Annotated in this window: 11 protein-coding genes and 1 tRNA gene; 2 read left to right on the top strand and 10 right to left on the bottom strand. The window is 64.0% G+C overall.

Going from position 1 to position 10,168, the window contains the following annotated elements; all coding sequences use genetic code 11:
- The 3 genes from scpB to ACMO6A_RS04515 all read right to left on the bottom strand — a co-directional run.
- The coding region (gene scpB, locus ACMO6A_RS04525) for an SMC-Scp complex subunit ScpB (protein ID WP_418470838.1) at positions 1–711 on the bottom strand (711 nt) is incomplete at its 3' end.
- Between the two features lie 5 nt (positions 712–716).
- Entirely contained in the window at positions 717–1,508 is a 792-nt protein-coding gene (locus ACMO6A_RS04520; protein WP_009304544.1) for a segregation and condensation protein A, read from the bottom strand.
- 12 nt (positions 1,509–1,520) lie between these two features.
- Positions 1,521–2,198 (bottom strand): site-2 protease family protein, encoded by a 678-nt coding sequence (locus ACMO6A_RS04515; RefSeq protein ID WP_009304545.1) that lies wholly within the window; start codon positions 2,196–2,198, stop codon positions 1,521–1,523.
- 320 nt (positions 2,199–2,518) lie between these two features.
- Here ACMO6A_RS04515 and ACMO6A_RS04510 point away from each other — a divergent pair, with 320 nt between their 5' ends.
- Positions 2,519–3,301, top strand: a complete 783-nt coding sequence (locus tag ACMO6A_RS04510; RefSeq protein WP_035585471.1) for a glucose 1-dehydrogenase — start codon at positions 2,519–2,521, stop codon at positions 3,299–3,301.
- An 82-nt stretch (positions 3,302–3,383) separates the two neighbouring features.
- Here the strand turns inward: ACMO6A_RS04510 and serC are convergent, their stop codons facing one another.
- From serC to ACMO6A_RS04490, 4 genes are all read right to left on the bottom strand, one after another.
- A complete protein-coding gene (gene serC, locus ACMO6A_RS04505) occupies positions 3,384–4,463 on the bottom strand; it encodes a 3-phosphoserine/phosphohydroxythreonine transaminase (protein ID WP_035585473.1) in 1,080 nt (359 codons plus the stop codon).
- Between the two features lie 129 nt (positions 4,464–4,592).
- Complete coding sequence (locus ACMO6A_RS04500) at positions 4,593–5,063, bottom strand: tRNA (cytidine(34)-2'-O)-methyltransferase (protein ID WP_009304548.1); 471 nt, start codon at positions 5,061–5,063, stop codon at positions 4,593–4,595.
- A complete protein-coding gene (locus ACMO6A_RS04495) occupies positions 5,060–7,132 on the bottom strand; it encodes an ABC-F family ATP-binding cassette domain-containing protein (protein WP_418470837.1) in 2,073 nt (690 codons plus the stop codon). The genes ACMO6A_RS04500 and ACMO6A_RS04495 overlap by 4 nt, the downstream gene beginning before the upstream one ends.
- A gap of 153 nt (positions 7,133–7,285) precedes the next feature.
- Positions 7,286–7,705 carry a cupin domain-containing protein gene (locus ACMO6A_RS04490; protein ID WP_175282514.1) on the bottom strand — a complete coding sequence of 140 codons (420 nt, stop codon included), beginning with the start codon at positions 7,703–7,705 and terminating at the stop codon, positions 7,286–7,288.
- Positions 7,706–7,905: 200 nt separating this feature from the next.
- Here ACMO6A_RS04490 and ACMO6A_RS04485 point away from each other — a divergent pair, with 200 nt between their 5' ends.
- Positions 7,906–8,289 carry a MerR family transcriptional regulator gene (locus ACMO6A_RS04485; RefSeq protein ID WP_009304551.1) on the top strand — a complete coding sequence of 128 codons (384 nt, stop codon included), beginning with the start codon at positions 7,906–7,908 and terminating at the stop codon, positions 8,287–8,289.
- Between the two features lie 75 nt (positions 8,290–8,364).
- On the opposite strand, the gene ACMO6A_RS04480 is transcribed toward ACMO6A_RS04485, so the two are convergent.
- From ACMO6A_RS04480 to trpS, 3 genes are all read right to left on the bottom strand, one after another.
- The gene (locus ACMO6A_RS04480) at positions 8,365–8,568 is read right to left on the bottom strand and encodes a cold-shock protein (protein WP_009304552.1); all 204 of its coding nucleotides are present in this window, start codon (positions 8,566–8,568) and stop codon (positions 8,365–8,367) included.
- A 274-nt stretch (positions 8,569–8,842) separates the two neighbouring features.
- Positions 8,843–8,917 (bottom strand) — tRNA-Asn (locus ACMO6A_RS04475).
- 125 nt (positions 8,918–9,042) lie between these two features.
- The gene (gene trpS, locus ACMO6A_RS04470) at positions 9,043–10,089 is read right to left on the bottom strand and encodes a tryptophan--tRNA ligase (protein WP_009304555.1); all 1,047 of its coding nucleotides are present in this window, start codon (positions 10,087–10,089) and stop codon (positions 9,043–9,045) included.
- Between the last annotated feature and the right edge of the window lie 79 nt (positions 10,090–10,168).

The raw sequence follows: 10,168 nt of genomic DNA, 5'->3' as shown, positions 1-10,168 counted from the left end.
GTCGGAGGCCGCTTCCTCGCGCGGGCTTTCCGCGATGCTCCCCGGCCCTTCGTCGTCCAGCTCGAAGCGCACGCCGTCCAGAGGATCGGCCTCGTCGCCGTCCAGGCGCGCGCCCTCGGCGACAAAAGCGTCCTCGCGCGTGGCGCTCAAGCGCTCGCGGATGAACGCGCGCGTGTCATCGTCGGGCGCGAACTGGTCGAGATCGGGCAGGTCGGCCGTGGAGCGCAGGCCGAACTTCTCCAAGAACGCGCGCGTGGTAGCGTAAAGCGCGGGGTTGCCGGGCGCGTCGGCTACGCCCGCCTCGCGCACGAGCCCCTTCTCAACGAGCGAGTTGATGGAGCTGTCGGAGTTCACGCCGCGCACCGAGGCCACGCCCGAGCGCGTCACCGGCTGCAGGTACGCAACGATGGCGAGCGTCTCCATGGCCGCCTGCGACAGCTTGCGCGTGTCCCACGACAGCACGTAGCGCTCAATGAGCTCGTGGTAGGCGGGGTGCGTGTACAGCCGCCAGCCGCCGGCCACCTCGCGCAACTGGATGCCGCGGTTCTCGCCTTCCAGCTGATCCCGCAGCTCCACGAGCGCGCGTTCCGCCTGGCCAGGCTCCACCTCCAGCATGTCGGCCAACGAGATGGTGCCCACCGGCTCGTCCGTGACGAACAGCATGGCTTCGATCGCGCCCTTCAACTGGTTGTCCTGCAAGCCTTGGAACATGGATCCTACCCCTCCTCCACCGAGGTCAGCGAGTCATCGCCCGTGAGCACGAGCTCGCCCGACCCTTCGATGTAGCGTATGTCGATATCGCCGAACAGCTCGGCCTGCTCGATCTTCACCATGGCGCGCTTGTACAGCTCGAGCACGGCCAGGAACGTCACCACCACCACCGGCACCGGCGTGCGCTCGTCCACCAGTTCCGAGAAGCGCAGCGTCTTCTTGTTCTGGATGCGCTGGTGGATGGCGCGCACGTGCACCTCCACGGGGATGGGCTTCGCAGCGATGTGCTCCGATTCCAGCAGGAACACGTCGCGGCGCGCGAAGGCGCGGGCGGCCAGCAGCGCCAGGCCGTCCATCGTGACGTCCTTCAGGTAGTCGGGCATGAGGTTCAGGAAGCACGCGTCGGGCCCGAACGGGCGCGGATGCATGCGTCCCTCGGACACGAAGCGCATGTGCAGCGCGCTGGCAGCGTTCTTGTACTGCTTGTAGGCCAGCAGGCGCTCAACGAGGATGTCGCGCGCCTCGCTGGGCGCCAGCTCCTCGAACTCTTCGGCCACCGCGTCGCGCTCGCGCGGCAGCAGGCTTTCGGCCTTGATCTCCAGCAGCGTGGAAGCCACCAACAGAAAGTCGCTTGCCACGTCGAGATCGAGGTTGTCCATGCGCGACACCTCGGCAAGGTACTGATCGGCGATCTGCGTGATGGAGATAGCGCCGATATCCACCTTCTGCCGGCTGACCAGGTACAGCAAAAGGTCGAACGGCCCCTCGAAGCTGTCTATGCGAACCTTGTACGACATGGAGCCGCCCTGCTACCTGCCAAAGGAGAACAGCAGGTCGAACACGTTGCCGGCCGTCGCGTCCAGATAGATGCCGATAGGATTGAAATGCAGCACGTACGGCACGAGGAGCACCACGATGAGGAACACCGGCATCGCGTAGCGCTGCACTTTGTAATACTGCGGCAGATACTTCTGCGGCAGGAAGAACGCGAAGATGGACGAGCCGTCCAGCGGCGGGATGGGCAGCAGGTTGAAGAACATGAGGTACAGGTTGATGAGCGAAAACATGGGAAGGAACAACGTGAGGAAGTAGTAGAAGACGTCGTTCTGCGCCAGCGCGCTCACCGGCAGCACGAGCATGACGAGCGTGTACACGACTGCGCCCAGGACGGCCAGCACGAGGTTGGCCGCAGGCCCGGCGAGGCCCACGATGAGGTCGCCCTTGCGCGGGTCCTTGAAGTAGGCTGGGTTGTACGGCACCGGCTTCGCGTAGCCGAACACCGGCATGTTCATGGCCATGAGCAGAAGCGGCATGATGACCGTGCCGAAGGGGTCGATGTGCTTGAGCGGGTTGAACGACAGCCGTCCCGCGCGCTTGGCCGTGGGATCGCCCAGCTTGTAGGCGGCGAAGCCGTGGCACGCCTCGTGGCACACGATGGCGGGCACGAAGCTCAGAATGGAGCATATGAGGTAGGGTATCGAAATCATAGTGCGATCAGTCTACCGCAACCGCAGAGGGCGACATGCGCCGGGAGGGAAACTTCACAAGGAGCGAACGCCGCGAAGCCGGACTCGGCATGCGGAAACGCATCTTCGCTCCAAAAACACGCCTCAGTCGCTGAGGCGTGTTTTTGGAGCAAAGATGCCCGGCGCCAGCGCCGCTGGAAAACGTTTTCGCGCCGCTCGTGTCGCGCGAGCCCCGCGTTCAGCGCCGAACAGGCCTTTCGCCGCGGAACCGGTTCAGCGCGACCCGGCGCGCATGGTACGCTTCGTGCATGATTTCCCGATCGCGAAAAGGAGCCATCGCCATGTCAGAAGCACGCCACAACCCCGTTCTCGCAGGTCAGACCGCCGTCATCACCGGAGGCGCTTCCGGCATCGGCAAGAGCATCGTCCAACGCTTCCTGGAGGCGGGCGCAAGCTGTCTGGCCGCCGACCTCAACGAGGAGGCTCTCGCCGCGCTCAAGCAGGAGCTGGCCGAGTACGGAGACAAGCTGGACGTCGTCAAGGTGGACGTGTCGAACCGAGACGACGCGGAGGGCATGGTCGACCGCGCCGTCCAGACTTTCGGGCAGATGGACATCATCGTGAACAACGCCGGCATCATGGACAACCTGCTTCCCATCGCCGAGATGGACGACGACGTATGGGAGCGTCTCATGAAGGTGAACCTGAACAGCGTCATGTACGGCACGCGCAAAGCCGTCCGCTACTTCATGGAGCGCGGCGAAGGCGGCGTCATCATCAACACCGCGTCGCTGTCGGGCCTGTGCGCCGGACGAGGAGGCTGCGCCTACACGGCCTCGAAATTCGCCGTTGTGGGTCTGACGAAGAACGTGGCGTTCATGTACGCCGACACCGGCATCCGCTGCAACGCCATCTGCCCCGGCAACACGCAGACCAACATCGGCGTCGGGATGCGCCAGCCCAGCGAGCGCGGCATGGCGAAGGCAACGACGGGCTACGCCGGCGCCACCCGCTCCGGCACCCCCGAGGAGATCTCCGCCGCCGCGGTGTTCCTGGCCTCCGACCAGGCCGGCTTCATCAACGGCGAGACCCTCACCATCGACGGCGGCTGGAGCGCGTACTAGGAGCCCCGGTCCACCATCGCCCCAATGAGAAGCGCCCGGCCGTCGACCGGGCGCTTCGTCGATCGCAGGCGGTTCGTGCCGCCTACGCGTTCTCGCGCTCGAACTCGCCCATGAACTTCACGAGGGCCTCGACGCCTTCGCGGGGCATGGCGTTGTAGATGCTGGCGCGCATGCCGCCCACGCTGCGGTGGCCCTTGATGCTCTCGATGCCGACCTTCTTCGCTTCGGCGACGAACTTCGCGTCCAGCTCGTCGCTTCCGGTGACGAACGGCACGTTCATGATGGAGCGGTCCTCTTTGCGCGCGGTGCCCTTGAACAGCGCGCTCTGGTCGAGGAAGTCGTACAGAAGCTGCGCCTTCTCAACGTTGCGCTCTTTCATGGCCTCGAGGCCGCCCTGGGCCTTCAGCCACTGGAACACCTTGCCGCACATGTAGATGCCGTACGCGGGCGGGGTGTTGTACAGGCTCTTCGCGTCGACATGCGTGTCGTAGCGCAGCATGGTGGGCGTGCCGGGCAAAGGCTCGGACACGAGGTCGTCGCGGATGATGACGATAGTCACGCCGGCCGGGCCCACGTTCTTCTGAACGCCGCCGTAGATGAGGCCGTACTTCGACACGTCCATGGGCTCGGACAGGAAGCACGACGACACGTCGGCCACCAGCGGTTTTCCGTTCGTGTCGGGCAGCTCGTGGTACACGGTGCCGTAGATGGTCTCGTTCTGGCAGATGTAGACGTAGTCGGCGTCGTCGGACAGCTGGAGGGCGCGCACGTCGGGCACGTAGCTGAAGTTCTCGTCCTCGGAGGAGGCGACGCAGCGGGCATCGCCGAAGATCTTCGCTTCCTTGAACGCCTTCTTCGACCACGAGCCGCTGACGATGTAGTCGGCCACCTTGTTCTTCATGAGGTTCATGGGGATCATCGCGAACTGCGTGGACGCGCCGCCCTGCAGGAACAGCACGCGGTAGTTGTCGGGAATGCCCATGAGGTCGCGGATGTCCTGCTCGGCGGCCTCCATGATGGCGGCGAAGGGCTTGGAGCGATGGCTCATCTCCATGACGGACATGCCGCAACCGCGATAGTCGAGCATCTCGTCAGCGGCTTCGCGCAGCACCTCCTCGGGCAGAACGGCGGGACCGGCGGAGAAGTTGTACACTCGAGCCATGGGAACGACCTCCTTGATACGTGACGCAGACAATGCGGTCAAGTATACACGCGTTCCACGTCCTCCGCGCGCTTTATCTTGCTAAAGCGCGAAAATGCCCGCTTGGACGGCTGGGTCAACCTGCAGCTCCTACCCCAGTCCCGGCCACCCTTGCTGGCGCAGGGCCTCGTAGGCGGCCACCGCCACGGCGTTGGACAGGTTGAGGCTGCGCAGGCCCTCGCGCATGGGGATGCGCACGCAGCGGTTCGCGTACGCCTCGATGAGGCCGAGGGGCAGGCCCCGGCTCTCGCGGCCGAACACGAGGAAGGATCCCTCCCCGTACGCCACGTCGCCGAACCCTCGACAGGCCTGCCCGGTGAACAGGTGCAGCTCGTCGGCTGCATGAGCCTCGAAGAACGCCTCGGCGCACGGCCAGCGCACGATGTCCACCTCATCCCAGTAGTCGCAGCCCGCACGCGCGAGGTTCTTCTGCGTCAGGCGAAATCCCATGGGCTCTACGAGGTGCAGCCGCGCTCCCGTGCAGGCGCACGTGCGCGCGATGTTGCCGGTGTTCTGCGGGATCTCCGGCTCCACCAGCACGATGTTCAAAAGCCGCGTCACAGCTGCTCCGCCTGCCTCGCCATCTCTTCCTCCAGCTCCTCGGTGAGCAGGAACCACTCCTCCTCGGCGGCGGTCAGGCGCTGCTTGAGCTTGGCGTGCTCGGCCACGGCGTCCGACGAGGCGTCCTCGTTGATGTAGAAGGCGGGGTCGGCCATGAGCTCCAGCAGCTCGGCCATGCGCGCGTTGTCGCGCTCCATCTGCTTGTCCAGCTCGGCGATTCGCTTGCGATGGTTCTTGAGCGCGGCGTAGGCGCGGTTGCGCGCCTCGGCCTCGCGGCGCTTCTGCTCCTTGGTCTTGGGCGAGCTCGCGCGCGGCGCCGTGAGCTCGGCTTGGGGCCCGCTCGCCGCAGCCGAAGTCTTCGCATCCGCCTTCCCTTTCGCACCCTTGGCGTCCTTGGCCTTCCCCGCCGCTTTCGCCTTGGGGCCTTCGTCCAGCATCTCGTCCACAAGCGACGGGCCGCTAGGGCCGTCGCCGTCCAGCTGTCCGCTCTTGAACAGGTAGTAGTCGTAGTCGCCGTCGTAGTTCGTCGCGCGCCCGGGCTCGATCTCCACGATGCGGTTCGCCACCCCGCGGATGAGGTGACGGTCGTGCGTGATGAAGAGAATCGTGCCCTCGAACACCTTGAGCGCCTGCTCCAGGATGTCGGCGCTGGCGATGTCGAGGTGGTTCGTCGGCTCGTCGAGGCATAGGAGCGGCCGCGGGGCCACCAGCATCTTCGCCAGCGCGAGACGGCTCTTCTCGCCACCGGACAGCACGCTCACCTTCTTGTCCACCGCGTCGCCCGTGAACAAAAACGCGCCCAGAAGCGTGCGCACCTGCGAGACGCTCCAACCCGGCGCCACGCGGTCGAGCTCTTCGAACACGGTGTTGCCGGGATGCAGCTCCTCCAGCTGGTGCTGCGCGTAGTAGGTCTTCGACACGTGCACGCCGTACTCGATGGTGCCCGCATCGGGCTCGATGGCGCCCGCGATCATCTTGAGCAGCGTCGACTTGCCCGCGCCGTTGGGGCCCACGAGCGCGATCTTGTCGCCGCGGTACATGGTGAAGTCGAAGCCGTCGTACACGGCCTTGTCGCCGTAGCGCTTCACGAGACCGCGGGCGCGCACCACCTCGTCGCCCGTGCGCGGCGGCTGCTTGAAGTTGAACTTGACGGTTTTCTTCTCCTCGGGAAGCTCGATGCGCTTGATCTTCTCGAGCTTCTTCACGCGATCCTGCACCTGCTTGGATTTCGTGGCCTTGTAGCGGAACTTCTCGATGAACGCCTCCATATGGGCGATCTCCTCGGCCTGCTTCGCCGCCTCGGCGCGCAGGCGCTCCAGGCGCTCCTCGCGCGTTTTGAGGTAGGCCGAGTAGTTGCCCTTGTAGAGGTTCACCTGGCCGTTGTCCACCTCGGCCACGCGGTCCACCATGTTGTCCATGAACGCGCGGTCGTGGCTGACCACGATGACCGTGCCGGCGTAGCCGCGCAAAAATCCCTCGAGCCACTTCACGCTCTCCAGGTCGAGGTGGTTGGTGGGCTCGTCGAGCAGCAGCACCTCGGGGTTGCGGATGAGCAGCTTCGCCAGCGCGATGCGCATCTGCCAGCCGCCCGAGAACTCGGTGGTGCAGCGCGAGAGATCGCCCTCCTTGAAGCCCAGGCCGAACATGACGCTGCGCACCTTCGCCTCGATGGTGTAGCCGCCCAGCACCTCGTAAGCGTCGCGGGCGCGCCCGGCGGCGGCAAGCTGCTGCGGCGTGGGAGCCTCGCCCAGCTCGGCTTCCAACTTGTGCAAACGGCGCTCGGCCTCCAGCACCGCAACCTGAGACGACATGACCGCCTCGAAGATGGGCGGGTCGGCCATCTCGATGGCCTCCTGCTCGAGGTAGCCCACGCGCGCGCCCTTCGCGAACAGCACGCGACCCTCGTCGGGATCCTCGGCGCCCGAGATGATGTTGAGCATAGTGGTCTTGCCGGCGCCGTTCGGGCCCACGAGCGCCAGGCGCTCGTATTCCTCCAGGCGGAACGTCACGTCGTGGAAGAGCTGGCGCCCTCCGAACGACTTCGAGATATGTTCAAGTTGCATGATCATGGTGCGTGCGCGCTTTCTGCTTGCGGTTCGGTGCATGGCTGCGCCCGCAGGCGCAACTTGTCTATGATACCGGAAGAAGCCGTTTGCGACGAAACGGCTTCTTCAATCGCAGAAAGCTCCTATATCGGCGCGAGCCGCGAGCAGCCGCGAGCGCTATGCCAGCGCGGCGTACTCCTCATCCGCAACGGGCTCCAGCCACTCGTTCGACGCGCCTTCGGCCGGCACGGCGATGGCCACGTGCGAGAACCAGCTGTCCGACGCCGCCCCGTGCCAATGCTTCGTTTCGGGCGGGATGCTCACCGCATCGCCCGGCTTGAGCTCGCGCGCGGGCCGGCCCCATTCCTGGTAGTAGCCGCGCCCGCCCGTGACCAGCAGGATCTGGCCTCCGACATGGTGCACGTGCCAGTTGTTGCGACATCCCGGCTCGAACGTCACATTGCTCACGCTCACGCCCGCATCCGCCCCGGTCAGCGGCGCCAGATAGCTCGTGCCGACGAAGTACTGCGCGTACGCCTCGTTCTCCTCGCCCAGCGGAAACACCGCTGCAGGGCCCAAGCTCTCCTTCATGTCCATGATGCATCCTTCCTTTTCGCCGGAAGGCTTGTCCGGCATCCTGCCGTCCCCCGCCTTGCCCAGTCTGACGAACCCATCCTAGTCCTTTGAGCGGACTCCAAGTCAAGGGAACACGCGAATCCGAACCGACTTGCCTGCCATCGCTTGACTTGGAGCGGGCTCCATGTGGTTCAATGCACCTACGAGGTAAGGAGCTTCCCATGAAGATCGCCGAAGTGAGCAAGGAATACGGCCTGTCCGCCGACACGCTGCGCTACTACGAACGCATCGGCCTGCTGCCGAACGTCACCCGCACGGCAAGCGGCATCCGCGACTACAGCGAGCAAGATTGCGCGCGCGTGCAGTTCGCGAAGTGCATGCGGGCCGCCAGCGTGTCCATCGAGGCGCTCATCGAGTACATGGCGCTGTACGACCAGGGCGATTCGACTCTCGAAGCGCGCAAAACGCTGCTCGAGGAGCAACGCGCGCTCGTGGAGCGGCGCATCGCCGAGATGCAGGCCGGCCTCGATCGCCTGAACTTCAAGATCGACAACTACGACAAGACCATCCATGACTGCGAGAAGAAGCTGCGCGGCGAAGCGTGATCCGCAGAGCCCGGCCTTGCATGCAAAAAAAGCGGCCCCTAAGGGCCGCTTTTGCTCGTTCATGCGTTCAGAGCTTTAGAGCACGCACACCTGCGTGGCCTGGCTCTTGCCGTTGGAACCGGACGCGATCACGAATTCCACCTTGGCGTTTTCGTCGAGGCTCTTGTAGCCGTCGCCCTGAATCTCGCTGAAATGGACGAACAGGTCTTCGCCGTTCTCCTGGGAGATGAAGCCGTAACCTTTTTCAGAGCTGAACCACTTAACCGTACCTTGAGACATACAAACCTAGCTTTCCACCCCGAAGGGCTCATACTGCGACGCATGCAACCGTGTTGTCAGCGTTGCGATCATAAGCGACGTGTTGTCGCCTACCTCAGTATAAGCCCTGCAACGGAGAATCCGAGGAGCAGAGCCCGATACTTGCTCGCACACAAGATCAGCACTTTTCGAAGTGCGCGAGGCGAAAGGTGCCGGATGCGACAGGCGATGCGATACCGAATGCGACGGAATAAAAAAACAGACCAGACTGTTCGTCTGGCCTGCCGTTAAATTCTGGCTCCCCGGGTAGGATTCGAACCTACAACCCTCCGGTTAACAGCCGGATGCTCTGCCGTTGAGCTACCGAGGAATGTGCGCCCTTGATCGCGCAAGTGAAGATTATACCGGAACCTCATCATTTCGCAATACCGAATTTTCAAAAATTGGGCACTTGCAAGATTTCCAATGATAAGGCCAGGTCATAAGCCAAAAAGTCTAATAAACCATGTTCATGGCTTCTCTTACCTCATCGAGCGTAGCGTTCGCGATCTCGTTGGCACGGCGGTTGCCCTCGTGCAGCACGTCCTTGATGTAGTCCATATCGCCGGCCAGCTGCACGCGACGCTCGCGGATGGGCGCCAGGAACTCGTTTACGCTCTCGGTGACGTACTTCTTGAGCGTGCCCGACCCGCCGTCGCCGATCTCTTCGGCGATGTCGACCTCGGTGCGGCCCGTGCACAGCGCGGCGGTGGTGAGGAGCGCCGACACGCCGGGGCGGTTCTCCTTGTCGTAGGTGATCATGCGGTCGGCGTCGGTCTTCGACTTCTTGATGAGCTTGGCGGTTTCCTCCGCGGTCAGCGACAGGCTGATGGCGTTTCCGTAGCTCTTCGACATCTTGCGCCCGTCGAGGCCGGGGATCTCCACCGCGTCGTTCAGCACGCCTTCGGGCTCGGGGAACACGTGGCCGTAGCGCTCGTTGAAACGGCGCGCAACCTGGCGGGTCTGCTCGATGTGCGGCAGCTGGTCCTTGCCCACCGGCACGATGTTGCCCTTGCAGAACAGGATGTCGCACGCCTGGTGCACCGGATACGTGAGCAGAAGCCCCGTGAGCGCATGGCCCGACGCGTCCATCTCTGATTTCACGGTCGGGTTGCGAAGAAGCTCGGCCTCGGTGACAAGCGATAGGAAAGGCAGCATGAGCTGGTTCAGCGCCGGAACGGCCGAATGCGTGAAGATGATGGTCTTCTCGGGATCGATGCCGCAGGCCAGGTAGTCCACCACCATGTTGTACACGTTGTCCTGGATGTGCTCGGTGGTGTCGCGATCGGTGATCACCTGGTAGTCGGCGATGATGATGCGCGTGGTTATGCCCATGTCCTGCAGCGCGACGCGTTCGCGGATGGTGCCGAAGTAGTGGCCCATGTGCAAACGGCCCGTGGGACGGTCGCCCGTGAGCATAGTGTACTTCTCGGGGTGGATGGGAAGATCGGCGCGGATCTCGTCGGAGCGCTTGCGGCTCGCTTCAAAACTATCGATGCTCATAGTGTCGGTTCTCCGTTGATCGAAGCTCTTCGTTGGATGGTTGCAACGATTCAGTATAACGGTTTTCGCCGTTCGGTAC

Source organism: Eggerthella sp. (assembly GCF_048329335.1).
In the GTDB taxonomy this organism is placed as follows: domain Bacteria; phylum Actinomycetota; class Coriobacteriia; order Coriobacteriales; family Eggerthellaceae; genus Eggerthella; species Eggerthella lenta.
Note: the sequence above shows the minus strand (reverse complement) of the source record. Positions and strands in the feature narration are given on the sequence as shown.

Bases quoted from the DNA above. Each gene is read 5' to 3' on its own strand.
- ACMO6A_RS04510 (WP_035585471.1), top strand. From the start codon at position 2,519: ATGTCAGAAGCACGCCACAACCCCGTTCTCGCAGGTCAGACCGCCGTC.
- ACMO6A_RS04515 (WP_009304545.1), bottom strand. From the start codon at position 2,198: ATGATTTCGATACCCTACCTCATATGCTCCATTCTGAGCTTCGTGCCC.
- trpS (WP_009304555.1), bottom strand. From the start codon at position 10,089: ATGAGCATCGATAGTTTTGAAGCGAGCCGCAAGCGCTCCGACGAGATC.
- ACMO6A_RS04520 (WP_009304544.1), bottom strand. From the start codon at position 1,508: ATGTCGTACAAGGTTCGCATAGACAGCTTCGAGGGGCCGTTCGACCTT.
- ACMO6A_RS04490 (WP_175282514.1), bottom strand. From the start codon at position 7,705: ATGGACATGAAGGAGAGCTTGGGCCCTGCAGCGGTGTTTCCGCTGGGC.
- ACMO6A_RS04485 (WP_009304551.1), top strand. From the start codon at position 7,906: ATGAAGATCGCCGAAGTGAGCAAGGAATACGGCCTGTCCGCCGACACG.
- ACMO6A_RS04480 (WP_009304552.1), bottom strand. From the start codon at position 8,568: ATGTCTCAAGGTACGGTTAAGTGGTTCAGCTCTGAAAAAGGTTACGGC.
- ACMO6A_RS04495 (WP_418470837.1), bottom strand. From the start codon at position 7,132: ATGATCATGCAACTTGAACATATCTCGAAGTCGTTCGGAGGGCGCCAG.
- serC (WP_035585473.1), bottom strand. From the start codon at position 4,463: ATGGCTCGAGTGTACAACTTCTCCGCCGGTCCCGCCGTTCTGCCCGAG.